This is a genomic window from Streptomyces sulphureus DSM 40104 (assembly GCF_000381025.1).
In the GTDB taxonomy this organism is placed as follows: domain Bacteria; phylum Actinomycetota; class Actinomycetes; order Streptomycetales; family Streptomycetaceae; genus Streptomyces; species Streptomyces sulphureus.
The window spans coordinates 79,973-103,037 of sequence record NZ_KB905826.1 but is presented as its reverse complement, the minus strand read 5'-3'; the positions used below and the strand labels follow the sequence as shown (position 1 = coordinate 103,037).

General features: G+C 74.2%; 24 protein-coding genes. 9 read left to right on the top strand and 15 right to left on the bottom strand.

Annotated elements, in window-relative coordinates:
• Nucleotides 1-130: 130 nt before the first annotated feature.
• From F603_RS0128265 to F603_RS0128215, 11 genes are all read right to left on the bottom strand, one after another.
• The gene (locus F603_RS0128265; RefSeq protein ID WP_019549293.1) at nt 131-460 is read right to left on the bottom strand and encodes a histone-like nucleoid-structuring protein Lsr2; all 330 of its coding nucleotides are present in this window, start codon (nt 458-460) and stop codon (nt 131-133) included.
• Between the two features lie 310 nt (nt 461-770).
• A complete protein-coding gene (locus F603_RS0128260; protein WP_037957265.1) occupies nt 771-1,295 on the bottom strand; it encodes an amino-acid N-acetyltransferase in 525 nt (174 codons plus the stop codon).
• A 10-nt stretch (nt 1,296-1,305) separates the two neighbouring features.
• Nucleotides 1,306-1,815 (bottom strand): BlaI/MecI/CopY family transcriptional regulator, encoded by a 510-nt coding sequence (locus tag F603_RS0128255; protein ID WP_019549291.1) that lies wholly within the window; start codon nt 1,813-1,815, stop codon nt 1,306-1,308.
• 125 nt (nt 1,816-1,940) lie between these two features.
• The gene (locus F603_RS0128250; protein ID WP_019549290.1) at nt 1,941-2,129 is read right to left on the bottom strand and encodes a hypothetical protein; all 189 of its coding nucleotides are present in this window, start codon (nt 2,127-2,129) and stop codon (nt 1,941-1,943) included.
• Nucleotides 2,130-2,220: 91 nt separating this feature from the next.
• Nucleotides 2,221-3,033: a hypothetical protein gene (locus F603_RS0128245; RefSeq protein WP_019549289.1), complete on the bottom strand. Its 813-nt coding sequence runs from the start codon at nt 3,031-3,033 to the stop codon at nt 2,221-2,223.
• A 132-nt stretch (nt 3,034-3,165) separates the two neighbouring features.
• Nucleotides 3,166-3,963 carry a type III pantothenate kinase gene (locus F603_RS0128240; protein ID WP_019549288.1) on the bottom strand — a complete coding sequence of 266 codons (798 nt, stop codon included), beginning with the start codon at nt 3,961-3,963 and terminating at the stop codon, nt 3,166-3,168.
• A gap of 18 nt (nt 3,964-3,981) precedes the next feature.
• The gene (nadC, locus tag F603_RS0128235; protein WP_019549287.1) at nt 3,982-5,043 is read right to left on the bottom strand and encodes a carboxylating nicotinate-nucleotide diphosphorylase; all 1,062 of its coding nucleotides are present in this window, start codon (nt 5,041-5,043) and stop codon (nt 3,982-3,984) included.
• Nucleotides 5,040-6,812 (bottom strand): L-aspartate oxidase, encoded by a 1,773-nt coding sequence (locus F603_RS0128230; protein WP_026328786.1) that lies wholly within the window; start codon nt 6,810-6,812, stop codon nt 5,040-5,042. Before F603_RS0128230 ends, nadC begins: the two co-directional genes overlap by 4 nt.
• The gene (gene panC / locus F603_RS0128225; protein ID WP_019549285.1) at nt 6,809-7,690 is read right to left on the bottom strand and encodes a pantoate--beta-alanine ligase; all 882 of its coding nucleotides are present in this window, start codon (nt 7,688-7,690) and stop codon (nt 6,809-6,811) included. Before panC ends, F603_RS0128230 begins: the two co-directional genes overlap by 4 nt.
• A complete protein-coding gene (locus tag F603_RS0128220; RefSeq protein WP_019549284.1) occupies nt 7,687-8,694 on the bottom strand; it encodes a Rossmann-like and DUF2520 domain-containing protein in 1,008 nt (335 codons plus the stop codon). Before F603_RS0128220 ends, panC begins: the two co-directional genes overlap by 4 nt.
• Before the next feature lie 115 nt (nt 8,695-8,809).
• Nucleotides 8,810-9,769, bottom strand: a complete 960-nt coding sequence (locus tag F603_RS0128215) for a LysR family transcriptional regulator (RefSeq protein ID WP_019549283.1) — start codon at nt 9,767-9,769, stop codon at nt 8,810-8,812.
• A 108-nt stretch (nt 9,770-9,877) separates the two neighbouring features.
• Between F603_RS0128215 and F603_RS0128210 the strand changes: the two genes are divergently transcribed.
• The 3 genes from F603_RS0128210 to F603_RS0128200 are packed head-to-tail and all read left to right on the top strand — an operon-like array spanning nt 9,878 to nt 13,762.
• Nucleotides 9,878-11,128, top strand: a complete 1,251-nt coding sequence (locus F603_RS0128210; protein WP_019549282.1) for a M24 family metallopeptidase — start codon at nt 9,878-9,880, stop codon at nt 11,126-11,128.
• 38 nt (nt 11,129-11,166) lie between these two features.
• Nucleotides 11,167-12,462 (top strand): MFS transporter, encoded by a 1,296-nt coding sequence (locus F603_RS0128205; RefSeq protein WP_019549281.1) that lies wholly within the window; start codon nt 11,167-11,169, stop codon nt 12,460-12,462.
• A gap of 46 nt (nt 12,463-12,508) precedes the next feature.
• On the top strand, nt 12,509-13,762 hold the full coding sequence (locus F603_RS0128200; RefSeq protein ID WP_019549280.1) for an NAD(P)/FAD-dependent oxidoreductase: 1,254 nt from the start codon (nt 12,509-12,511) through the stop codon (nt 13,760-13,762).
• A 5-nt stretch (nt 13,763-13,767) separates the two neighbouring features.
• Here the strand turns inward: F603_RS0128200 and F603_RS33130 are convergent, their stop codons facing one another.
• Nucleotides 13,768-13,923: a hypothetical protein gene (locus F603_RS33130; RefSeq protein WP_158678703.1), complete on the bottom strand. Its 156-nt coding sequence runs from the start codon at nt 13,921-13,923 to the stop codon at nt 13,768-13,770.
• A gap of 140 nt (nt 13,924-14,063) precedes the next feature.
• Between F603_RS33130 and F603_RS0128190 the strand changes: the two genes are divergently transcribed.
• The gene (locus F603_RS0128190) at nt 14,064-15,179 is read left to right on the top strand and encodes a DUF5937 family protein (protein WP_019549278.1); all 1,116 of its coding nucleotides are present in this window, start codon (nt 14,064-14,066) and stop codon (nt 15,177-15,179) included.
• 8 nt (nt 15,180-15,187) lie between these two features.
• Here the strand turns inward: F603_RS0128190 and F603_RS0128185 are convergent, their stop codons facing one another.
• Together F603_RS0128185 and F603_RS0128180 are read right to left on the bottom strand one after the other, a co-directional pair.
• The gene (locus tag F603_RS0128185; RefSeq protein ID WP_019549277.1) at nt 15,188-15,868 is read right to left on the bottom strand and encodes a response regulator; all 681 of its coding nucleotides are present in this window, start codon (nt 15,866-15,868) and stop codon (nt 15,188-15,190) included.
• Nucleotides 15,865-17,130 carry a sensor histidine kinase gene (locus F603_RS0128180; RefSeq protein WP_019549276.1) on the bottom strand — a complete coding sequence of 422 codons (1,266 nt, stop codon included), beginning with the start codon at nt 17,128-17,130 and terminating at the stop codon, nt 15,865-15,867. Before F603_RS0128180 ends, F603_RS0128185 begins: the two co-directional genes overlap by 4 nt.
• Nucleotides 17,131-17,233: 103 nt before the next feature.
• Between F603_RS0128180 and F603_RS0128175 the strand changes: the two genes are divergently transcribed.
• Nucleotides 17,234-18,229, top strand: coding sequence for an SAM-dependent methyltransferase (locus F603_RS0128175; protein WP_019549275.1), 996 nt, complete (start codon nt 17,234-17,236; stop codon nt 18,227-18,229).
• A 1-nt stretch (nt 18,230) separates the two neighbouring features.
• Here F603_RS0128175 and F603_RS0128170 read toward each other — a convergent pair whose 3' ends face one another.
• On the bottom strand, nt 18,231-19,412 hold the full coding sequence (locus F603_RS0128170) for an ABC transporter ATP-binding protein (RefSeq protein WP_026328785.1): 1,182 nt from the start codon (nt 19,410-19,412) through the stop codon (nt 18,231-18,233).
• Nucleotides 19,413-19,544: 132 nt separating this feature from the next.
• Between F603_RS0128170 and F603_RS0128165 the strand changes: the two genes are divergently transcribed.
• The 4 genes from F603_RS0128165 (at nt 19,545) to F603_RS33125 (ending at nt 23,038) form a co-directional block, all read left to right on the top strand.
• The gene (locus tag F603_RS0128165; RefSeq protein WP_019549273.1) at nt 19,545-20,270 is read left to right on the top strand and encodes an ABC transporter permease; all 726 of its coding nucleotides are present in this window, start codon (nt 19,545-19,547) and stop codon (nt 20,268-20,270) included.
• Between the two features lie 3 nt (nt 20,271-20,273).
• Nucleotides 20,274-20,984: an ABC transporter permease gene (locus tag F603_RS0128160; protein ID WP_019549272.1), complete on the top strand. Its 711-nt coding sequence runs from the start codon at nt 20,274-20,276 to the stop codon at nt 20,982-20,984.
• A 53-nt stretch (nt 20,985-21,037) separates the two neighbouring features.
• The gene (locus F603_RS0128155) at nt 21,038-21,997 is read left to right on the top strand and encodes an ABC transporter substrate-binding protein (RefSeq protein WP_019549271.1); all 960 of its coding nucleotides are present in this window, start codon (nt 21,038-21,040) and stop codon (nt 21,995-21,997) included.
• 93 nt (nt 21,998-22,090) lie between these two features.
• The gene (locus tag F603_RS33125) at nt 22,091-23,038 is read left to right on the top strand and encodes a hypothetical protein (protein ID WP_051096412.1); all 948 of its coding nucleotides are present in this window, start codon (nt 22,091-22,093) and stop codon (nt 23,036-23,038) included.
• Nucleotides 23,039-23,065: the final 27 nt, after the last annotated feature.

Sequence of the window (23,065 nt, the reverse complement as noted above, 5' to 3'; positions counted from 1 at the left end):
GCCGCTTTCGGCCCGGCTTACACGCCGGCGCCGCGGACGGGCGCCGGAGTCGGCCCGGTGCGGCCGCCGGGCGGCGACGCGTCGTGCGCGCCCGGCTCGTCACGGCCGGGGCTGCCGGCCGCTCCGCTGTTCAGCTCGTGGCCTTCTCGTATGCCTCGCGGATGCCTGCCGGCACCCGACCGCGGTCATTGACCTCGTACCCCTGCTCCTTGGCCCACGCGCGGATCTTCGCGGTGTCCGGGGAGCTGCCGCCCGACGAGCGGCCCTTGCCGCGCGCCGATCGCCCGCCGGTGCGGCGTCCGCTCTTGACGTACGGCTCGAGCAGACCGCGCAGCTTCTCCGCGTTCGCCGACGTGAGGTCGATCTCGTAGGACTTGCCGTCGAGTGCAAACGTCACTGTCTCGTCGGCCTCTCCACCCTCGAGGTCGTCGAGAAGAAGTACCTGGACCTTCTGCGCCACCGGTTACTCCCATTCGTCGATAACTGAATACTGATACTGACGACGAAAGCAAACCGCTTTTCCCGGTAAAACACAAACCCCGGGCCGAGTTTGCTGCCGCCCCGCTCATGATTGACGGACCTTTCGGACATAGCGACGCCGCCTTCACCGGCGTGACGACGGTTCGGCACACATCCCGAAGTCCCGGAGAGCCGCTCACGGGTTCACGTCGCGAGAGGCGGCGGCAAAGGGGTTGCGTGTTGTTCGCGCGTGAACCCCGAACGCCGCCTTCGCGCGGCCGTGTTCGGCGTGGGAGAGAAGTCCCGACGGTTCACAGATACAGCAGCATGCGACTGTTGCCCAGGGTGTTCGGCTTCACCCGTTCGAGATCCAGGAACTCCGCCACTCCCTCGTCATAGGAACGGAGCAGCTCGCTGTAGACATCGCCGTCAACGGGCGTCTCGCCGATCTCGGCGAAGCCGTGCCGGGCGAAGAAGTCGACTTCGAAGGTGAGGCAGAAAATACGCCGCACGCCGATCCAGCGCGCGGTCGTGACGAGCTTGTCGAGCACCTGGTGCCCGATACCCGTGCCGCGCTGGTCGCGGGCGACCGCGAGCGTTCTGACCTCGGCGAGGTCCTCCCACATGACGTGGAGGGCGCCGCACCCCACGATCCTGCCGTCGTGGTCGCGCTCGGCCACCCAGAACTCCTGGATGTCCTCGTAAAGCGTGACCCACTGTTTCCCGAGCAGGATGCGATCGCGGGAGTACGCGTCGATGAGGTCGCGCATCGCGGGGACATCGGCGGTCCGCGCCCTGCGCACGGTGGTTTCGCTATGCGGATCGGCTACGGACATGCAACGGACGCTATCGCTCGGAACCCCCGGTACCCGAAGCCGGGGGTTCCGAGCTCCGAGGTGCTGGCGAACTCCGAGAAGTGCCGGTCTCCGGCAGATCCGACTCGCTGCCTTCGGAAGGAAGTTGGGTGCGGGAAGGCCGTTCCGCGGGTTCGGCGGAAGACGGGTCCTCTCTCGGTTCGTCTACGCGCACGCCGTTCAACTGGACGACACGGAGTGCGTCCCTGAGTACTCCGACCTGTTCCGGCGACATCATGCCGAAGAAGTCGACGAGAGCGGCCGCCGGGTTGTCGCTCGCTGACCACGCCTCCTTCATCAGCGCGGCCGAGTAGGCGGCACGCGTGGAGATGGGTTCGTACCTATAGGCACGGCCTTGCTGGTGCCGACGGACCCAGCCCTTCTGATGCAGGTTGTCCATTACGGTCATCACCGTCGTGTAGGCGATGGTGCGTTCCGATTCGAGGTCCTCGAGGACTTCCCGGACCGTGACGGGACGATTCCACCGCCAGACCCGCGTCATGACGGCGTCTTCCAACTCTCCCAGTGGCCGAGGCACGTGTGAATGGTAGTGGGAGATGTCCGGATACGGGGGGTTTCCGGCCGGCATCCGGGCGCGTAACCTGCCTCCGTCCGGGCGGAGGCAGGTCAGCGCTGCTGCGCCGGACCCCCGGACTGCGACTGCTGCACGGCCTCGGCGCGGGCGAGGGCGGCGTCGACCGCGCCGTCCTCCTTCGCCTTGTTGGCTCCGCCCTGGCTCTTCACGATCGTCACGATGAGAGCGGTGAAGGCGACCGCCATCACGAACGGCGGTGTGAGTGCGGCGATGTAGTCCATGGCTCCGGGCCTCCTAGACGGTCGGGGCACCACCCTAGCGCGGGGCGCCTGGCCCCCTTCCGTACGCCCCGGACGCCGGAAGGGGGCCGGGTCAGGCCGTCACGGCCGGGGTCGGGTGGGCCTGCGCCGGGGAGCCGGGGCGGCGCGGAGGGAAGACCTCGGCCGGGGTGGGCACGGGGTGGGCCGGGTGTGCGGACGGCGGCTCGGGCTCCTCCCGGCCGGGCGCGTGCTGCGGCTCGGGCTCCGCGGACGGGCGCCCGGGCGGGGCGTCCTCGTCCGGGGGCGCCTCCTCGTCGCCGTTCTCCTCGGGCGCCGCGTCCAGCACCGGGCCGTCGGGGGCAGGGGTATCCGGTGGGGCGACGGGCTCGGCGGGGGCGAGTTGGGGCTGCGGGGCGTCGGCGGGGAGAGCGTGGGGCTCGGGCGCCGGGCGGGCGGGGGCGGGGATGCGCGGCGTCTCGGGCGCCGGCGCGTTGCGCCCCCTGGGCAGCGAGGGGAGCCGGGTGCGGACGGCGAGATCGGCGATGCGCTCGCAGCGGAGGAGGAGCGCCTCGCGGCGGGCGCGCTCCTGCGGCCCTGCCGCCTCGGTGCAGAGGGAGCGCAGCGCCGCGAGGTCGTCGGGGCGCGGGAGGTAGCCGGCGGTGAGGGCCTCTTCGAGTTCGGCGAGGTAGCCGGCGGCGGCCCCGGGGAGCGCCTCGCGGTAGCGGGCGAGGTCGGCGAGGAGGAAGGAGCGCAGCCGCCGGGACTCGCTGACGGCCTCCTCGACGGCGTCGGCGAGCCGCACGCAGCCGTGCGCGTCGGCGGCGCCTGGGTCGGCCTTCAGGGCGAGGGCGAGGGCGCTCCGCAGTACACGCAGTTCCTCTGCGCTGAACGCCATGCCGCCGCGGGAACCGTAGGGCGTGGGCATGGCCAGACGATAAATCCAGAAGCGAAAAAAGGGACTTAAAGTCGCTTTCGGGCGTGGCGATCGGCGCTGCGGGCAGCCCGGACCTCCCCGCGGGCGGCCGAGTTCGGGCCCGCGGGGTCGGGTCGGCGCGGGTCAGACGCGGGAGACGTTCCGCTCGTAGACGAGCCGCAGGCCGATCAGCGTCAGCCAGGGCTCGTGCTCGTCGATCACGGTCGCCTCGCCGAGGACCATGGGGCTGAGGCCACCGGTTGCGATCACCGTGACGTCGTCCGGGTCGTCGGCGAGCTCCGCCGCCATCCGGTTGACGACGCCGTCGACCTGGCCCGCGAAGCCGTAGAGGATGCCGGACTGCATCGCCTCGACGGTGTTCTTGCCGATCACGGCGCGGGGGCGGGCGAGTTCGATCTTGCGGAGCTGCGCGCCGCGGACGCCGAGTGCGTCGACCGAGATCTCGATGCCGGGGGCGATCACGCCACCCACGTACTCGCCTCGCGCGGAGACGGCGTCGAAGGTGGTCGCCGTGCCGAAGTCCACGACGACGCACGGGCCGCGGTAGAGCTCGACGGCCGCCAGCGCGTTGATGATCCGGTCGGCGCCGACCTCCTTCGGGTTGTCCATGAGGATCGGGACGCCCGTCTTCACGCCCGGCTCGACGAGGATCGCGGGGATGTCGCCGTAGTAGCGCCTGGTGACCTCGCGCAGCTCGTGGAGGACGGCGGGGACCGTCGAGCAGATCGCGATGCCCTCGATGTTGTCGCCGAGCTCCTCGCCGAGCAGCGGGTGCATGGCCATGAGCCCCTGGAGCAGGACGGCCAACTCGTCGGCGGTGCGGCGCGGGTCGGTCGAGATGCGCCAGTGCTCGACGATCTCCTCGCCGTCGAAGAGGCCGAGGACGGTGTGAGTGTTGCCAACGTCGATGGTGAGCAGCATGCGGTTTTCGTCGCTCCGTCAGTCGTCTTCGGCGGACGCGCCCTCGGGGCGCAGGTCGAGGCCGATGTCGAGGATCGGCGACGAGTGGGTGAGGGCGCCCACGGCGAGGTAGTCCACGCCCGCGGCCGCGTACTCGGCGGCGCCCGCGAGGGTGAGGCGGCCGGAGGACTCCAGGCGGCAGCGGCCCGCGACGAGGCGGACGGCCTCCGCCGTCTCGGCCGGTGTGAAGTTGTCGAGCAGCACCAGGTCGGCGCCGGCCGCCAACACCGGCTCCAGTTGGGCGAGTTCGTCGACCTCCACCTCGATGGGGACGCCGGGGAACTCGGTGCGCACCCGTGCGAACGCCTCGGCGACACCGCCCGCTGCCACGACGTGGTTGTCCTTGACGAGCGCCGCGTCCGAGAGCGACATCCGGTGGTTCTCTCCGCCGCCGCAGCGCACCGCGTACTTCTCCAGTGCGCGCAGGCCCGGCGTCGTCTTGCGGCTGTCGCGGACCTTGGTGCGCGTGCCCTCCAGCGCGTCGGACCAGGCCCGGGTCGCCGTCGCGATGCCGGAGAGGCGGCAGAGGAGATTGAGGGCGCTCCGCTCCCCCGTGAGGAGGTCGCGGGTGCGGGTGCGGACGGTGAGCAGCGGCTGGCCCTGCTCGACGCGGGCGCCGTCCTCGACGTGCCGCTCGACCTCGAACTCGTCGGTGCACACGACCGAGAGGACCGCCTCCGCGACCCGCAGCCCCGCGACGGTGCCGGCCTCGCGGGCGGTGAAGTCCGCGAGGGCGACGGCGTCCTCGGGGACGGTGGCGACGGTGGTGACGTCGACGCCGTTGTCGAGGTCCTCCTCGATCGCGAGGTGCGCGACGTCCTCGACCTGGACGGGGTCGAGGCCCGCCGCGGCGAGGAGTTCGGCGAGGTCGGGGTCGAGGCCGCAGTCGATCGGGTCGAGGCCCGTGCCCTCGTGGCCGCCGCAGCCGCAGGAGTCGCCGCAGCCTTCGGCGCCCGCCGCCGGGCCGCCGATCTGGAGGAGCGGGACGTCGACGGGCTCGGGACGGCGCTCCTGGGAGGAGTCCTGGGTGGGGCTGGTCACGGTCTCTCCTCGGTCGTTCTGCGCGGTCCGCGGCTGCTCGCGGGCGGCTCCTGGACGGTGCCCGGGAAGGCCGTCGACTCGGTGGTCCGCAACTCCGGGCGGCTCTCGGGCGCCTCGACCCTACTGCGCCCGGCGCGCGTTGCGGCGGGGGGCGGGGTCTCCAGCGAGACGACCAGGTGGCGGCGCCAGGCCGGGTCCGCGTCGGGGCGGTCCTCGCGCCAGTGGCAGCCGCGGGTCTCCTCGCGGGCGCCCGCCGCAGCGACGAGGGCCGTCGCCACCAGGTGGAGGTTGGTCGCCTCCCAGCTCTCGACCGACGGGACCGGGGCCTTCGACGCCTCGGGCGCCTCGCGGAGCCCGGCGAGCTCCGCCGCCGCTGCCGCGAGCCCCGGCGCCGAGCGCAGGACGCCGGCGCCGCGCGTCATGAGGCGCTGCACGACGCCGCGGGACTCGGGCGGCAGCAGCCGGGTGTGCTCGACGGCGCGGGGCGCGGGGAGCTGCTCGGCCGCGGTCCGGGTGCGGGCGTCGGCGGCGACCTCGGCCGCGATGCGTTCGGCGAAGACGAGGCCCTCCAACAGGGAGTTGGAGGCGAGGCGGTTGGCGCCGTGCACGCCTGTGCACGCGGCCTCGCCGCAGGCGTAGAGGCCGGGGACGGTGGTGCGGCCGTGGAGGTCGGTGCGGACGCCGCCGCTCGCGTAGTGCGCGGCGGGCGCCACCGGGATCGGCTCGGTGACGGGGTCGAGGCCGTGGGCGCGGCAGGCGGCGAGGATCGTGGGGAAGCGGTTGTGCCACATCGCGGCGCCGAAGTGGCGGCCGTCGAGGAACATGTGGTCGGTGCCGTGGGCGGCTGCGGTGCGGGTGATCGCCTTCGCGACGACGTCCCTGGGGGCGAGTTCGGCGAGCGGATGCTCCCCCGCCATGAACCTGGCGCCGCCGGCGTCGACGAGGTGCGCGCCCTCGCCGCGCACCGCCTCGGAGATGAGCGGCTGCTGTCCCTCGGCATCGGGGCCGAGGTAGAGGACGGTCGGGTGGAACTGGACGAACTCCAGGTCGGAGACCTCGGCTCCGGCGCGGAGCGCCAGCGCGACGCCGTCGCCCGTCGAGACGGGCGGGTTGGTCGTCGCCGCGAAGACCTGGCCCATGCCGCCGGTGGCGAGGACCACGGCCGGCGCCCGCACCGCGCCGACGCCGTCGTGCTCGCCCTCCCCCATGACGTGGAGCGTGACGCCTGCGGCACGGCCCTCGGCGTCCTTGAGGAGGTCGAGAACGAGGGCGCCCTCGACGGTGCGCAGCCCCGCGCGCGAGCGGACGGCGGCGACCAGGGCGCGGGAGATCTCCGCGCCCGTGGCGTCGCCTCCGGCGTGCGCGATGCGGCGCCTGTGGTGGCCGCCCTCGCGGGTGAGCGCGAGGGCGCCGTGCTCGGCGTCGAAGCGGGCGCCCGCCGCGATCAACCGGCGTACGGCGTCCGGGCCTTCGGTGACGAGGACGCGGGCCGCCTCCTCGGCGCAGAGCCCGGCTCCGGCGACGAGCGTGTCCTCCAGGTGCTCCTCGGGGGTGTCGCCCTCGCCGAGCGCGGCTGCGATGCCGCCCTGCGCCCAGCGCGTCGAGCCGTCGTCGAGCCTCGCCTTGGTGACGACGACGGTGCGCAGGCCGGCGTCGGCGCAGTGGAGCGCCGCCGTGAGACCGGCGACGCCCGAGCCGACGACGACCACGTCGGCCTCCACCGTCCAGCCCGGCGCCGGGGCTGCGAGCGGCGGAGCGCCTGCGGTCACCGGGGGCCGCCCGCCGCGTCGCCGAGGTGGAGGCGGACGTTGTCGATGAGGCGGGTCGTGCCGACGCGTGCGGCGACGGCGAGCACCGCCTCGCCGCGGTGGCCGCCTTCCGCGTCGGTGAAGTCGGCGGGGTCGACGAGCGCGAGGTAGTCCGTCGCGACCTCGGGTGCGGCGGCGGCGAGGACCGCGCGGGCCGCCGCGCGCACGGCGTCGGGTCCCTTCGCCACCGCCGCGGTGCCCGCGTCGAGTGCGCGCGAGAGGGCGAGCGCCGAGCGGCGCTCGGCGGGCGAGAGGTAGCGGTTGCGGCTGGAGAGCGCGAGGCCGTCGGGCTCGCGCACCGTGGGGACGCCGACGATCCGCACGGGGAAGTTGAGGTCGGCGACCATGCGCTGCACGAGGGCGAGCTGCTGCGCGTCCTTCTCGCCGAAGAAGGCGAGGTCGGGGGCGGTGAGGTGGAGCATCTTCGCGACGACGGTGAGCATCCCGTCGAAGTGGCCGGGGCGGGAGGCGCCTTCGAGGCGCTCGCCCATCGCTCCGGCCGAGAGCCCGACCTCCGGGGTCCCGCTCGGGTAGACCTCGTCGGCCGAGGGGGCGAAGACGGTGTCGGCTCCGTGCTCGGCCGCGAGCCGCAAATCGGCTTCGAGCGTGCGCGGGTAGCGGTCGAGGTCCTCGCCCGGGCCGAACTGGAGCGGGTTGACGAAGACGGTCACGACCACGCGCCCGTGCAGGCCGACGCGTTCCCTCGCGGCACGGATCAGCGCCGCGTGGCCCTCGTGGAGCGCGCCCATCGTCATCACGACGGCGCGCTCGGGGCGTTGGGCGCCGGTATCGGCGCGCAGCTCGTCCGCGGTGCCGACCAACCGGGGTGTGCTGCTCATCGGTCGTCTCCCGACTCGTCGTCGTCCTCGGGGCGTTGGGGGCCGCCTTTCGCTCGGCGCGAGCGGCTGTCGGCGGGTCCGGAGAGGACGTCGAGGAGATCCTCGGCTAGCTCCGGCTTCAGCAGCCCGTGGGCGAGAGCACGGTCCGCCGTGGCGCGGGCCATGGCGAGGTAGCCGGAGACGCTCTGCGGCGCGTGCTTGCGCAGCTCTGCGACGTGCGCCGAGACGGTGCCCGCGTCGCCCCTGGCGACGGGCCCGGTCAGCGCCGCGTCTCCGGAGCGGAGCGAGTTGTCGAGCGCGGCGGAGAGGAGCGGCCCCAGCATGCGCTCGGGCGCCTGCACTCCGGCGGAGCGCAGCAGGTCCATCGACTCGGCGACGAGCGTGACGAGATGGTTGGCGCCCACGGCGAGCGCCGCGTGGTACAGCGGGCGCGACGCCTCCTCGATCCACTCGGGCTCCCCGCCCATCTCGATCACCAGGGCCTCGGCCGCGAGCCTGAGCTCCTCGGGCGCCGTCACGCCGAACGAACAGCCGGCGAGGCGGTGTACGTCGACGGCGGTCCCCGTGAAGGTCATCGCGGGGTGGAGCGCGAGCGGCAGGCCACCGGCGCGGGTGGCCGGGTCGAGCACCGCGGTGCCGTACCGGCCCGAGGTGTGCACCAGGAGCTGTCCTGGACGGACGGCGCCGGTCTCCGCGAGGCCGGCGACGAGGCCGGGGAGGGCGTCGTCGGGGACGGTGAGCAGGACGAGTTCGGAGCGCGCGAGCACTTCGGCGGGCTCGACGAGCGGTACGTCCGGGAGGTGCTCGGCCGCACGCCTGCGGGACGCCTCGGAGACGCCCGAGGCGGCGGCGGTGCGGTGCCCGGCCATCGCCAGGGCGGCGGCGAGGACGGGCCCGACCCGTCCCGCGCCGACGACGCCGACCGACAGGCGGGCGGGTCTGTCCTGTGCGCGGGGCGAGGCCGCGGGTTCCGGGGGGTGCGGGGTGTGCTCGGCAGGGTTCACCGGGGGCCTTCCGTCTGCGTTCCGGTCCCTGGGGCCGGGTACCGGACGTTCCTCGGCCATGCTAATGCCTGGCGCGGCAGCGGGAGAGGGCCGTGACGCCGGACCAGCGCTCTGCTCAGCCGGGAGGCGCTTGCGTCGCCGCTGGTGGGGCGGGTTCGTCGGTGAGGCCGAAGGCCGCGGCCGTCTCCAACGCGGCCTGGAGGAAAGCCTCTTCCGAGGGGCGTGCACGCGTCGCCGTGCGCCGCAGGAGCACGACGCGGCGGGTGAAAGGCGGGCGGAGCGGTACGACGTCGACGCCGACCGGACGGAGCGGGAGTACAAGGTCGGCGGCGAGGGTGACGCCGAGCCCGGCGGCGACCATGGCCATGGCCGTCGCCTGCTCGTCCACCTGGTGCGCGAGGTGCGGCGTGAAGCCGGCGGAACGGCACACGGCGCGCAGCGCACGGCCGAACTCGGTGTCGACGCCGGAGGCCACCCAGGGCGACTCCGCCAACTCCGCCAGGTCCACGGTGCGTTGGCCCGGGCCCGCGGTGAAGCGCCCCGCGGGCGCGACGAGGTGGAGGCGCTCCACGCCGACCTCCGTGGCCTCCAACGCCGCGTCCCAGTGGGCGGGGGCCGGCGGGTAGTCGAGTGCGAAGGCGAGGTCGAGGTCGCCGTCGCGGACCGCGTCCTGGGTGCGCTCGGGGACCATCTCGCGGGTCGTGACGCGTACGCCGGGGTGGCGCGCGGCGAGCGCGGTGAGTACGGGCGGCACCAGGGTGCCCGCGAGGGTCGCCATCACGCCCACGGTGAGCTCGGCCGTGAGCGTCTCCTGGGCCGCCTCCAGCGCGATACGGGCGCGCTCCTCAGCCGCGAGGACCTCCGCCGCGTGGCCGGCGAGCAGCCGCCCCGCATCGGTCAACCGCACGCGTCTGCCCACCTGTTCGAGCAGTTGCAGGCCCACCTCCCGCTCCAGGGCCGCGAGTTGCTGCGAGACGGCCGACGGCGTGTAGTGCAGGACGGCGGCGGCCCGCGTCACCGTGCCGCAGCGTGCGAACTCGTGCAGCGTCCGCAGCCTGTTGAGGGAGAGCTCCATCAACCGACGCTAAAGGAAACCGTGTAGGAGCGTGCAATAGACGTGCACGGTCGGGGCCGCACAGACTGCGGGCAGGCCCTGCACGGGCCTCGGTGGAGAGGGGATCGCATGGGCAGCACACCGCAGCGGCACCGGCGGCCCGTCGTCGCCGGCCTCGGGGACGCACAGGACCCGCCCTGGCTCACCGCCGAGCGCGCGGCCGCCGTACGCGCGGCCGAGCAACCGCCCTTCGACGACGCCGAGTTCGAGGCGCGCCTCGCCGAGGTGCGGGGCCGGATGGCGGAGGAGCGGCTCGACGGGCTCGTCGTCTTCCGCCCGTCCAGCGTCGAGTACCTGTGCGGCTACCACACGGCGGAGACGGCGCCCCAACCGCTGCTGGTGACGGCGGAGGAGACGGTTCTCTACGTCCCGGACCTGGAGGTCGGCCGCGCGCTGGCGAGCGCGCGCGCCGACCGCGTCCGCTTCTGCGGGTACGCGGACGCGCTGAGCGGACTCGACGCCTTCCTCGGCGACGCCGCCGCGGTGCTGCCGCACGGTGCCCGCGTCGGCGTCGAGACCGCGCACTCCTCCACCCCGCCGCACGCCGTCACGCTGCTGCGGGACCGCGGGCTCGACGTCGCCCACCCCGACCACCTCGTCGAGCGGGTGCGGCTCGTGCTGTCGGAAGCGGAGCTCGGCTGCGTCGAGCAGGCGGCCGCCGTGACGGAAGCGGGCGCGGAGGCCGGGTTCGCCGCCGCCGCCGAACCGGAGGCGACCGACTCCTCCGTCGCCGCCGCGATCGCCGCCGCGCTCTACCGGCACGCCGACTCCCCCTCGGCGTGGGGCCCCGTCGTGGCGACCGGCGAGCGCGGCGGCATCCCGCACTCCAGTTGGGTCGACCGCCCGTTGGGCGCGGGGCCGACGTTCCTGGAGTTCGCAGGGACGCACCGCCGCTACCACGCACCGGTGATGCGCACCGTCTTCAGGGGCGAGCCGACGCCGGCGTCCCGGCGGCTCACGGAGCTCGCGCAGACCGCCCTCGCGGCCGTGCTGGAGACCGCCGCACCCGGCGTCACGGGCGCCGAGGTCGCCGACGCCGCGTGGCGCGCGCTTGGCCGGCTCCCCTCGGACGTCGTCTTCCACGGGCTCTTCGGCTACCCGGTCGGCCTCGCGCACAAGCCGCACTGGATGGACGGTGTCCCCTTCCACCTCGTCCCCGGCAACCACGAGCCGCTGCGCGCCGGGATGGTCTTCCACATGCCGGGCTCCTTCCGCTCGTTCGGCAGCGGCGGCGTCGGGCTGAGCCAGACCTTCGTCGTGGCGGAGGGCGGCGCCCGCGTGCTCACCCGCGGCCCCGCCGAGCCGGTGCTGCTCCCCTAGCGCCGGCGCCGTCCGACCGCAGCGAGAGGAGCCGCACCGTGGGCGAGGCGCTCGAGACGGAGCCGGCCGGAGCGCGCACGCAGCGCCGTGCCGTGACGGCCGCGATGATCGGCAACGCCACGGAGTGGTACGACTACGCCGTCTACGGCTACCTCGCCGTCGTCCTCGGCGAGGTCTTCTTCCCCTCCTCCGTCGACGGGCTGCCCCTGCTCGCCTCCTTCGCGACCTTCGCCGTCGCCTTCGCCGTCCGCCCGCTCGGCGCGTTCGTCCTCGGCCCGCTCAACGACCGCATCGGACGCAAGCGGACGCTCTCTTTCACGATCCTCACCATGGCCGCCTCCACCGCCGCGATCGGCCTCCTTCCCGGGTACGCGACCGCCGGCGCGCTCGCGCCCGTCTGCCTTGTACTGGCGCGGCTGGTGCAGGGATTCGCCGTCGGCGGCGAGTACGGCGGGGCGTCCACGTTCGTCGTCGAGTACGCGCCGGACAGGAGGCGCGGCTTCTGGGCGAGCTGGCTGGAGTGCGGCGCGATCGGCGGCTTCCTCCTCGCCTCGGGGCTGACGACGCTGCTGACGTACGCGCTCCCGGACGCGGCGATGGAGGCGTGGGGCTGGCGCGTCCCGTTCCTGCTCGCGCTGCCGCTCGGGACGATCGGGCTCTACCTGAGGCTGCGGCTGACCGACACCCCCAGCTTCCGTGCCCTCGCCGAGCGCGGCGGCGAACCGGGCGCCCCCGTGCGCGAGGTGGTCACCGCGCACCGGAAGAGGGTGGTGCTCTGCGGCGGCGTCGTCGTCTTCTCCAGCGTCGGCACCTATGTGCTCCTCACATACCTGCCGAGCCACCTCACCGAGGAGTTGGGGATGGCGGCGGCCACCGCGCAGGCGCTCGTCTTCGTCGCCGGTCTCCTGCTCACCGCCGCGATCCCCTTCGCCGGTGCGCTGTCGGACCGGGTGGGGCGCCGCACCATGCTGGTGGGCGCGGCCGTCGGCTACGTCGTGCTGGCGCTGCCCGCTTTCCTGCTGCTCCGGCAGGGGTCGTGGCCGCCCGTGCTGCTCGGCCTGCTGCTTCTGACCGCCTGCCACGCCCCGGTGCTCGGCACGACGACCGCGATGCTGCCCGCGCTCTTCCCCGCACGGGTACGCGGGACGGGCGTGGCCGTCGGGTACAACCTCTCCTTCGCGCTCTTCGGCGGCACCGCGCCGCTGCTGATGACGTTCGCGGTGGAGCGCACGGGCAACCTCTCGGTGCCCGCGCTCTACCTCGTCGCGGTCGCGCTCGTCTCGCTGCCCGCGGTGCTCGCCTCGCCCGAGACGGCGCGCAGGCCCCTGGAGTGAACCCGGCGCGTGCACTGCGCGCCCCCGAGGAGAAGGAGGTGGCCGAATGCACGGTTCGGCGCCCGCGCACGTCGCCGTCGTCGGGGCCGGGATGGTGGGGCTCTCCACCGCCTGGTTCCTCCAGGAGCACGGGATCGGAGTGACCGTCGTGGACCGCACGGGCCCTGCCGCCGGGGCCTCCTGGGGCAACGCGGGGCTGCTGACGCCCGCCTTCACCATGCCGCTCCCCGAGCCGGGCGTGCTGCGGTACGGCGTGCGCGCGTTCCTCGACCGCTCCTCACCCGTCTCCGTGCCGCTGCCGGGGGACCGCCGGCTCTGGCGGTTCCTCGGCGCGTTCGCGTCCCGCTGCACGCCCGGGCGGTGGCGCCGCGCCATGGCCGTCTTCAACGAGGTCAACCGCGTCAGCCTCGACGCTTACGACCGGCTCGTCGACGGCGGGGTCGCCGCACCGGTCAAGAAGGCCGAGCCGTTCCTCGCCGCCTGCACGGGCGAGGCCGGACGTCGGCACCTGCTCGCCGAGTTCGAGCGGGCGGCCGCCACGGGGGCGCGGCTCTCCTACGACCTCGTCGACGGCGACGAGCTCCGCTCCCTGGTGCCGATCCTCAGCGCCGAGGCGCGCAGCGGGGTGCGCGTGCACGGCCAACGCTTCGTCGACCCGCCCGAGTTCGTCGCCGCGCTCGCCGCCGCCGTCACCGCGCGGGGAGGCGAGGTGCGCTCCGGCTTCGAGGTGGCGCGGGTCCACGACCGGGGAGCGCCCGGCGTCGTGCTCACCACACGCGAAGGCGACGGGATCGAGGCGGACGCCGCCGTCCTCGCCAACGGCGCCTGGCTCAACGCCCTCGCGCGTCCCTTCGGGGTGCGGCGCCTCGTGCAGCCGGGCCGCGGCTACAGCTTCAGCGTCCGCCCGGAGCCGATGCCGACCCGGCCCGTCTACCTGCCGGAGCAGCGCATCTCCTGCAATCCGCTCGGCGACCGGTTCCGGGTGACGGGGATGATGGAGTTCCGCGCTGCGGACGCGGCGCCGGACCCGCGGCGGGTGCGCACGGTGGTCGAGTCGGCCCGTCCGATGTTCACCGGCGTCGACTGGGGCGCCCGCCGCGAGGAGTGGGTGGGCTCCCGCCCGTGCACGGCGGACGGGCTGCCGCTCGTCGGGGCTTCCAACTCGCCGCGCGTACGGATCGCGGGCGGCCACGGCATGTGGGGCGTCGTCCTCGGGCCGCTCACGGGGAGGCTGCTCGCCGAGTCGCTCGCGGGCGGCGAAACCCCCGCGCTGCTGCGGCACTTCGATCCTCTCCGCTGAGGCCGCTAACCGGCCGGGCGCCTCCCCGCCCGGGACCGCGCGGCGGCACGCCGACGGCGCCACCGCGCGCCCAGCCGGCGGGCCTCGACGGTGCCGGGCGCGGGCGGCGCGGTGCGGCCGAGTCGGTACAGGTCGATCGCGTACTGCTGGGTGACTGTCATGCCGTCGAAGGTGCCGCCGTGCACGGCCCCGGGGCACGCGGATTCGCCGGCGCCGTCAATCGGCCCGCGGAGCCGGCGCCGATTGACGCCCGCGGTCAAACGACGTGCCGCAGCAGCCGCACCCCGCGCATCATGGCGGGATGAGCGTCACCGTGCACCTCACCGACCTGAGCCCGGAGCGGACCGTCTTCCGCCCCTCCCCGCTCGCCGAACTCGGCACGGTGCTGCACACGTTGGCGGCGCCGGCGCACCACCCGGGCGCCGGCTCCTGGGCGGCGGACATCTCGGCGCGTACCACTGCCGACCTCGCCGACCGCCTCTGCTGCACGGAGCTGCTCTGGGGCGCCACCTTCTCCGACCTGCTGCTGAGCTTCGCCGCCCGGCCGGAGGCCGAGGGCCGCCCCGGCGAGACGCTCGCCGAGGACCTCGACCTGCTCGACAAGCTCGACGACGAGGAGTACGTCACCGTCGCGCTGGAGTTCACCTGCCTCTCCGAGTACGACAGCCCCAGCCCGCGCTCCCCGCTCCACGACGAGCACCTCCGCGAGCAGGCGCTGGCTCTCGCCGCCGCGCGCGGCCGGGAGCAACTCGACTTCACCAGGCGGCTGATCGACGACCCGCCGCGCATGCGGCGCTGGATGCGCCGCCTCTTCGAGGAGTGCGACGAGGCGTTCTTCGCCGACATCTGGACCCAGGTCGGCCCCCGCCTCACCGCCGACGCGCGCCGCAAGCGGGACCTCCTCCTCCACCACGGCATGCGCGCGGCCCTCGCCGACGTCTCCCCCGCGCTCTCCCTCGACGAGACCGGCACCCGCCTGGAGGTCGACAAGCTCGCCGAGGCTGAGACCGACACCCGCGGCACCGGCCTCACCTTCGTGCCGACCACCTTCAACTGGCCCCACCTGATGGTGCTCCACCGGCCCCGCTGGCGCCCCGTCGTCCACTACCCGGTGGCGCCACCGCAGCCCCGGCAGCAGACGCCCGCCTCCGTCGAGCAGTTCGCGCTGCGCATGGAGGCGCTGGCGCACCCCGTCCGGATGCGCATGTGCCGCAGCCTCTCGCGCTCCCCGCACACGACGGGCGAGCTCGCCGAGGTGTACGCGCTCAGCGCTCCCGAGGTCTCCCGGCACCTGGCGGTGCTCCGCAAGGCCGGCCTCGTGACCGTCGAGCGGCAGGGCCGGTACGTCAAGTACCAGTTGGACATCCCGGTGGTGGCGCGGCTCGGCGGCGACTTCCTGGAGACGGTGCTGCGCTGACCGGTGCCTCAGGACCCCGAGGCCCGTACCACGCCGAGCTCGTACGCGAGGACCACCGCCTGGACGCGGTCGCGCAGGTCGAGCTTGGTGAGGATGCGGCCGACGTGCGTCTTCACCGTCGCCTCCGAGAGCACGAGGCGGTTCGCGATCTCCCCGTTCGACATCCCGCGTGCGACGAGCCCGAGCACCTCGCGCTCACGCTCGGTGAGCCTGGCGAGGGCACCCGTCTCCGGCTCGGCTTTGGCGGCGGGGAGCACCTCGGAGAAGCGGTCTATCAGCCGCCGCGTGGTGCTGGGTGCGACGACGGCGTCGCCGCTGTGGACGGCGCGGATCGCCTGGAGGAGGTCGGTCGGCGGGACGTCCTTCAGCATGAAGCCCGCGGCGCCGGACTTCAGCGCGGAGAAGGCGTACTCGTCCAGGTCGAAGGTGGTGAGGATGAGGACCTTCGGGTCGCCGGGGCCGCCTTCGCCGCCCTCGCAGATCCGCCGCGTCGCCTCCACTCCGTCGATCCCCGGCATGCGGACGTCCATGAGGACGACGTCGACCGCCGTCGAGCGGAGCAGCTCCAGCGCCTCGCCGCCATCGCCCGCCTCCGCGGTCACTTCCATGTCGGGCTGCGCCGCCAGCACCATCCGGAATCCTGCGCGCAGCAGCATCTGGTCGTCGACGAGCATCGTTCGGATCGTCATCGGTTCCTCCGTCGTTGGGCCGGCGCCGCTTCCGCGGCTTCGGGGAGTGGCAGTACGGCGCTTATCCGGAATCCGCCCCCCGGACGCGGCCCCGCCTGGAGGCTGCCGCCGACCATGTCGACGCGCTCGCGCATCCCGATGAGCCCGTGGCCGAGCCCGTCGGCGCCGCCGCCTTCGTGGAGCCGGCGGCCCTCGCCGCTGCCGTCGTCCTCGGCGAGCAGCGTCAGCTCCCGCTCCCCGTACTTCAGGAGTACCTTCGCACCCACCTGGTCCCCGCCGTGCTTCCGGCTGTTGGTGAGCGCCTCCTGGACGACGCGGTACGCGGTGAGCTCGACGCCGCTCGGCAGCGCCCGGGGGGCGCCCTCGATACGGAAGTCGACGGTGAGCCCCGCGCTCCGCACCTGCTCGACGAGTTCGGCGAGCTGCTCGACGCCGGGCTGCGGCACGTAGGCCGCCGCCGTGTCGCCGTCCTGGCCCTGTCCCGTGCGGAGGACGCCGAGGAGGCGGCGCATCTCGGCGAGCGCCTGGCGGCCGGTGCCGGAGATCGTCTCCAGCGCGTCCCGCGTCTGCTCGGGCGCGCTGTCGAGGACGTACGCCGCGCCGTCGGCCTGCACCACCATCACGGAGACGTTGTGCGCCACGACGTCGTGCAACTCCCGTGCTATCCGCGCACGTTCGGCGGCGACGGCGACCTTGGCGCGGGCCTCCCGCTCCCGCTCCAGGCGGGTGGCGCGCTCCTCCAGCTCCGCGTAGTACGCACGTCTGGTGCGCAGGGAGTCGCCGAGCACCCAGGCGAGGACGAAGGTGACCGTCAGGAAGATCGTTCCCACGGCCGCGTTCGAAGGGTCCTGCCCCTCCGTCGGCCACCGCACCGCGGAGAGCGAGGGCGCGGCGACGGCACCCGCGAGCGCGAACCAGGACGCCCACCGCGCCCCGCGCGAGGCGACGGTGAAGATGATCACCAGCAGCGCGAAGTCGCCCGGGTAGACCGTCACGTCGGCGACGAGCTGCGCCACTCCGGCACCCGTCGCGAGGAGCAGCATCTGTTCGGGCAGCTTCCTCCGGAACGCCACGACGACGGAGAGCGCGACGGCGATCGGCACGAACGCGAGGCCGTCCACGAGCCCCGAGGGCAGTTCCGTCTCCCCCTGAACCGCCTGCCCCGCGAAGAGGTAGAGCGCCGAGATCCCCAGCAGAAGAAGCGCCCAGAAGCCGTCCACCCACATGGGGTGTCTGCGGAGGAAGTCGTAGATGCGGCTCACGGTATCCAGCGTATGGAGCCGGGGACGCCGACCGGGTCAGCCCGACGGCCGATCCGCAGCCCTGTCCCTACTCCCCAAGGTGGAGGCTGCCTCCGGCTAGCGTGTGCGCGTGCACACCGAGTTCAGAGGCTGGCGCGACGCCGCCGGCGAGGCGCTCTACGGCCCTGGCGGCTTCTACACGGGGCAGGCGCCGGGCGACCACTTCCGCACCTCCGTGCATGCGTCGCCGCTCTTCTCCCGTGCCGTCGCGGAGTTGCTGCGCCGCGTCGACGAAGCCCTGGGACGCCCCGACGGGTTGGAGTGCGTGGACATGGGAGCCGGCCGCGGCGAGCTCCTCACCGGCGTACTCGCCGCCGTCCCCGAGGAGTTGGCGAAGCGGCTGCGTCCCGTCGCGGTGGAGCGCGCCGAGCGCCCGGCCGGGCTCGACGCACGGATCGAGTGGGCGGGGGCGCTGCCCGGGCACCGCACCGTGCGGGGGCTGCTCTTCGCCAACGAGTGGCTCGACAACGTGCCGCTCGACGTGGCGGAAGTCGACGCCGAGGGCACCCTCCGCTACGTCCTCACCGACCGCTCGGGCGCCGAGCGCCTCGGCAGCCCGCTCGACGCCGACGACGCCGCATGGCTGGCGCGCTGGTGGCCGCCGGAGCCGGAGCCGGGCACCCGGGCCGAGATCGGGGCGCCGCGCGACGCCGCCTGGGCCACGGCCGTCGAGACGCTCGCCGCCGGCGTCGCCGTCGCCGTCGACTACGGCCACGAGCGCGCCGACCGGCCGCCGTTCGCGACGCTCGCCGGCTTCCGCGACGGCCGCGAGGTACGGCCCGTCGCCGACGGCACCTGCGACCTGACGGCGCACGTCGCGCTCGACGCCTGCGCCGCCGCCGTACGCGGGCCCGCACTGCTGCGCAGCCAGCGCGAGGCGCTGCACACGCTCGGCGTCCGCGGCACCCGCCCGCCGCTCTCGCTCGCCGCGGACGACCCGGCGCGCTACGTGAGGGAGTTGGCCGCGGCGGGAGAGGCGGCCGAGCTCACGGAGCAGGGCGGGCTCGGCGACTTCGGCTGGCTCGTCTGTCCCGTGGAGACGCACGACCCGCTCGCCTGAGTCAGGCGTCCGGCACCCCTTCGACCGCCGCCTCGGTACGCGGGACCTGCCGTTCGTCGGCGTCGACGGAGCGGCGCAGCGCCTCGTGGAGCCCGGCGGGGGTGAGGACGCCCGCAAAGCGGTCGGCGTCGTCGAGGACGGCCACCCAGCCCGCGTCGTACTGGAGCATGGTGCTGAACGCGTGCTTGAGCGGGGAGCCGAGGCGGAGCCACGCCTCCATGCGCCGTGCGTGCTCGCGCACCGTGCCGAGGTCGCCGCCGCCTGCCTCGCACGCCGCGCCTACGGCGGGCGCCGAGACCCAGCCGTGGAGCTCGTCGGCGTCGTCGAGGACGACGGCCCAGCGCGCGGCGGCGGTACGCATCCGCTCGTCGGCCTTGTCGAGACGGTCCTGGAGGTGGACGACGGGCGGCCGCTCCAGGTCGCTGCGCTCGACGGGGGTGACGGAGAGCCGCTTCAGCCCGCGGTCGGCGCCGACGAAGTCGGCCACCCGGTCGTTGGCCGGTGCGCCCAACACCTTTGCCGGCGTGTCGAGTTGCTCGATCCGGTGGTCGCCGAAGACGGCCATCCGGGCGCCGAGGCGCACCGCCTCCTCGATGTCGTGCGTGACGAAGAGCACCGTCTTGTCGAGCGTCGAGTGCAGCCGGAGGAACTCCTCCTGGAGCCGCTCGCGCACCACCGGGTCGACGGCGCCGAAGGGCTCGTCCATGAGGAGCACGGGCGGGTCGGCAGCGAGCGCCCGCGCGACCCCGACCCGCTGCCGCTGCCCGCCGCTGAGCTGGTCGGGATAGCGGTCGCCGTACTCCGCCGGGTCGAGACCCACCAGGTCGAGGAGTTCGCGGGCGCGCTCGCGCTGCCGCTTCTTCGGCCAGCCGAGCAGGTGCGGGACGGTCGCGGTGTTCTCCAGGACCGTGCGGTGCGGGAAGAGCCCGGCCTGCTGGATGACGTACCCGATCCGCAGCCGCAGGCGCACGGGCTCGACGGCCGCGATGTCCTCGCCGTCGACGAGGATGCGCCCCGCGGTGGGCTCCTCCAGGCGGTTCACCATCTTCAGGGTCGTCGTCTTCCCGCACCCCGAGGGCCCGACGAGCGTGACCAACTCGCCCTGGGCCACCTCGAAGGAGAGGTCCTCCACGGCGAGCGTCCCGTCCGGGTAGCGCTTGGTGACGTTGTCGAAGCGGATCATCTGCGTCCTCGTGGCTGCCGGTTGCTGCGGCGTGTGCACCGCCACCACAAGTCTCCCCGAAGCCGCCGAAGAATCGCACGCATTACCGGATCGCGGGTAGGGTCCCTGGGACGCCGAGCGGGAGGTGACGGCGTGCTGACCGAGACCGGACCGGCCCTGACCTCGGCCGGAGAGACGGCGGACTGCCTCGCCACCAACGCGTGGTTCTGCGGCGAGTACGTCCGCACGCGTGGCGGCGAACTCGCAGCCGCCACGGCCGAGCACGTCTGGATCACCGCGGCCGCCGTCGGCCTCGCGCTGCTCCTCGCCGTGCCGCTCGCGCTCGCCGCGCGTCGGTGGCGCCTTGCCAAAGGGCCGGCGCTCGGACTCACCACCGTGCTCTACACGATCCCCTCGCTCGCCATGTTCGCGCTGCTGCTCCCCTTCTTCGGGCTCTCGGCCGCCGTCGTCGTCACGGGGCTCGCGCTCTACTCGCTGACGGTGCTGGTGCGCAACGTCCTCGCGGGCCTGGAGTCCGTCCCCGCCGAGGCGACCGAGGCGGCACGCGGCATGGGGTACGGGCCCGTGCGGCTGCTGTGGGAGGTCGAGCTGCCGCTGGCGCTCCCCGCGCTCCTCGCCGGGGTGCGGATCGCGACCGTCACCGCCGTCTCGCTCGCGACGGTCGGCGCGACCGTCGGGTACGGCGGGCTCGGCAACCTCATCTACGACGGCATGGAGAGCTACTTCAAGTCGCAGGTGCTCACCGCCTCCGCGCTCTGCGTCCTCCTCGCCGTCGCCGCCGACCTGCTCCTCCTCTGGCTGCAGCGCGCGCTGACGCCCTGGACGCGCCGTCGGCGGGCGGCCGGAAAGGCGGGCTGAGCCATGGACGTCGTCCCCGAGGTGTGGCAGTGGCTCACCTCACCCGAGCACTGGACGGGCGCCGGCGGGGTGCTCCAACGGCTCGGCGAACACGCTTGGTTGACGGGGGCCTGCCTCGTGATCGCCTGCGCGCTCGCGCTGCCTCCGGCGCTCTGGCTCGGGCACGTCGGCCGCGGGGGCGCGCTCGCCGTGAACCTCGCGGGCGCGGGGCGCGCGGTGCCGACGTTCGCCGTGCTGGTGCTGCTGAGCATGGGTCCCCTGGGGCAGTGGGGCGAGTCGGCGACGATCGTCGCGCTCGTCCTCTTCGCGCTGCCGCCGCTGCTGACCAACGCGTACACCGGTGTGCGCGAGGCCGACCGCGAGGTGGTGGAGGCGGCGCGCGGCATGGGGATGACGGGCTGGCAGCTCCTCCGTCAGGTCGAACTCCCGCTCGCCTTCCCGCTGATCGCGACGGGCGTGCAGACGGCCGCCGTCCAACTCGTCGCCACCGCGACGCTCGCCGCGCTGCCGGGGGGCGGCGGGCTCGGACGGCTGATCACCGCGGGGCTCGGCAACTACGACACCCCGCAGGTCGTCGCAGGCGCGCTGCTCGTCGCCGTCCTCGCCCTGCTCGTCCAGGCCGCGCTCACCGCGGCCGAACGCCTCCTCGATCCACTGCGCCACCGCGCCCGCAGGACGGAGCCGGCCGCGTCACCCGAGCCCGCGTCCGTCTGACCGCGCACCGCGCACCGCGCACCGCCAGTAGCCCTGAGACGAAGGAAATCCCGATGGAGACCACCGCACGGACCCGCCGCCCCGCGAGGAGAGCGCTGGGCGCCGGAGCCGCCGCAGTCCTCGTCCTCACCCTCGGCGCCTGCGGCGGCGAGGACCTGGAGGAGCAGGAGGACACGGGAGGCGGCGACGAACTCGTCGTCGGCTCGGCCGGGTTCACCGAGTCGCAGATCCTCGCGCAGCTCTACGCCGGCGTGCTGGGCACGGCCGGGTACGACGCCACCGTCAAGAAGGTCAACAACCGCGAGCTCTACGCGCCCGAGCTGGAGAAGGGCAGGATCGACGTCGTACCCGAGTACGCGGCGACGATGGCGGAGTTCCTCAACGCCAAGAAGAACGGACCCAAGGCGAAGCCGGTCGCCTCCAGCGACCGCGACGAGACCGTCGCGGCGCTCCGCAAGCTCGCCGAGCCCCGCGGCCTGAAGGTGCTCCCGCCCGGCAAGGCCGTCGACCAGAACGCCTTCGCCGTCTCGAAGGAGTACGCGAAGGAGCACGACCTCAAGACGCTCTCCGACCTCGGCAGAAGCGACGAGAAAGTGAAGGTCGCCGCCGGCGACGAGTGCGAGACGCGGCCCTTCTGCCGCCCCGGCCTGGAGAAGACGTACGGCATCGACGTCACCGAGGTCGACCCGAAGGGCGTCGGGACCGCGCAGTCGAAGCAGGCCGTCAAGGACGGCGAGGACCAGCTCGTCCTCACCACCACCACCGACGCCACGCTCGACCGCTTCGACCTCGTGGTGCTCAAGGACGACAAGAAGCTCCAGCACGCCGACAACGTCCTCCCCGTCGTCAACGCGGAGAGCGCGGGCGACAAGAAGACCGCCGCCGCGCTCGCCCGCCTCACGGCGGCGCTGACCACCGACGACCTCACCGACCTCAACCGCAAGGTCGACGAGGAGCGCCAGAAGCCGAAGGACGTCGCCCGCGCCTACCTCAAGGAGCAGGGACTCGACTGAGCAGACCCGCGCGCAGTGCTCCCCTGCGACGCGACGCGGTAACGATGCGCTGTCCGGTGTCGTCGCCCGCGCGACACCGGGTACATTCCAGCCATGCCACGTGGACGCCACCGCCATTCGCCGCCCCTGCACCGGCTCCTGACGCCGACGGCCGTCGCCGTCTCGGCGCTGGCGTGTGCGGGCGGCAGTTGGCTCGTCGGCGAGCCGGGGATCGGCGACACCGGGACGGTGGTGCTGCGCGGGCTCACCGCTGCCGCTGCCGCTGCGGCCGTCGTCGGCGGCGTGCTGCTGCGGCGCTGGGACAAGGCCGCCGGACGCAGCGTCGCCGAACTGCGCATGAAGCAGGCGAGCCTCGAGTGGCGGGCCGAGGAGCGGCAGGCCGAGCTGGAGAGCGAGGCCGAGGAAGCCGGGGAGCTGCGCACGCGGTTGGAGGAGAAGCTCCGTGCCAAGCGCGCCGAGCTCGCCCACCTCCGCTCGGAGCACGCCGCGCTGCTGCGCCGGTACGCGCACGCCGAGTCGGAGCGCGCGAGCGCCCTGGAGGGCAGGCGCCAACTGGAGATCGAAACGTCGGAACCGACGCGGGCGCTCACCGCCGCGGCGACGGACCACCGGCACGCCTCGGGCGCCCCCACCCCGCTCACCTACCTCCAAGCGTCCGAGGCGCTGCGGCACTTCGCGCGCAACGCCGCGCACCAGCGCGAGCAGGCCGAGGAGCGGCGCCGCGAGGAGGCCGCCGCCGCCCGGGCCGCCGAGGAGCGCAGGGAGGCCGAGGAGCGTGCGGCGGCCCCGCCGGCGCTCGGACCGGCCGCTCCCTTCCCGCCGTCCCCCGCACTGCCCGAGCCGCGCACCGAGCAGCCGCAGCGCTTCGACTTCTTCGGCGCGGGGGACGCGGCCTCGCGCCCCGAGCCCGAGGGACCGCCGCAGGAGGAAGCGCGCCCTTCCCCCGACGAGCAGGTCGGGACCGAGCGCCAGGACCCCGGCGGCCACGCCAGCACACCCGCGCCCGGCTTCGGCGGCCTCCACGGAGCCGTCCCCAACTGACGCGCGCCGGCGTCTGCTTGGCGATGT

What these genes read in the sequence shown, in the direction of transcription:
- F603_RS0128190 (WP_019549278.1), top strand. Translation starts at nt 14,064, where the DNA reads ATGAGCGTCACCGTGCACCTCACCGACCTGAGCCCGGAGCGGACCGTC.
- F603_RS0128185 (WP_019549277.1), bottom strand. Translation starts at nt 15,868, where the DNA reads ATGACGATCCGAACGATGCTCGTCGACGACCAGATGCTGCTGCGCGCA.
- panC (WP_019549285.1), bottom strand. Translation starts at nt 7,690, where the DNA reads ATGAGCAGCACACCCCGGTTGGTCGGCACCGCGGACGAGCTGCGCGCC.
- F603_RS0128260 (WP_037957265.1), bottom strand. Translation starts at nt 1,295, where the DNA reads ATGTCCGTAGCCGATCCGCATAGCGAAACCACCGTGCGCAGGGCGCGG.
- F603_RS33130 (WP_158678703.1), bottom strand. Translation starts at nt 13,923, where the DNA reads ATGACAGTCACCCAGCAGTACGCGATCGACCTGTACCGACTCGGCCGC.
- F603_RS0128250 (WP_019549290.1), bottom strand. Translation starts at nt 2,129, where the DNA reads ATGGACTACATCGCCGCACTCACACCGCCGTTCGTGATGGCGGTCGCC.
- F603_RS0128245 (WP_019549289.1), bottom strand. Translation starts at nt 3,033, where the DNA reads ATGCCCACGCCCTACGGTTCCCGCGGCGGCATGGCGTTCAGCGCAGAG.
- F603_RS0128255 (WP_019549291.1), bottom strand. Translation starts at nt 1,815, where the DNA reads ATGACGCGGGTCTGGCGGTGGAATCGTCCCGTCACGGTCCGGGAAGTC.
- F603_RS0128200 (WP_019549280.1), top strand. Translation starts at nt 12,509, where the DNA reads ATGCACGGTTCGGCGCCCGCGCACGTCGCCGTCGTCGGGGCCGGGATG.
- F603_RS0128210 (WP_019549282.1), top strand. Translation starts at nt 9,878, where the DNA reads ATGGGCAGCACACCGCAGCGGCACCGGCGGCCCGTCGTCGCCGGCCTC.
- F603_RS0128170 (WP_026328785.1), bottom strand. Translation starts at nt 19,412, where the DNA reads ATGATCCGCTTCGACAACGTCACCAAGCGCTACCCGGACGGGACGCTC.
- F603_RS0128160 (WP_019549272.1), top strand. Translation starts at nt 20,274, where the DNA reads ATGGACGTCGTCCCCGAGGTGTGGCAGTGGCTCACCTCACCCGAGCAC.
- F603_RS0128215 (WP_019549283.1), bottom strand. Translation starts at nt 9,769, where the DNA reads ATGGAGCTCTCCCTCAACAGGCTGCGGACGCTGCACGAGTTCGCACGC.
- F603_RS33125 (WP_051096412.1), top strand. Translation starts at nt 22,091, where the DNA reads ATGCCACGTGGACGCCACCGCCATTCGCCGCCCCTGCACCGGCTCCTG.
- F603_RS0128155 (WP_019549271.1), top strand. Translation starts at nt 21,038, where the DNA reads ATGGAGACCACCGCACGGACCCGCCGCCCCGCGAGGAGAGCGCTGGGC.
- F603_RS0128240 (WP_019549288.1), bottom strand. Translation starts at nt 3,963, where the DNA reads ATGCTGCTCACCATCGACGTTGGCAACACTCACACCGTCCTCGGCCTC.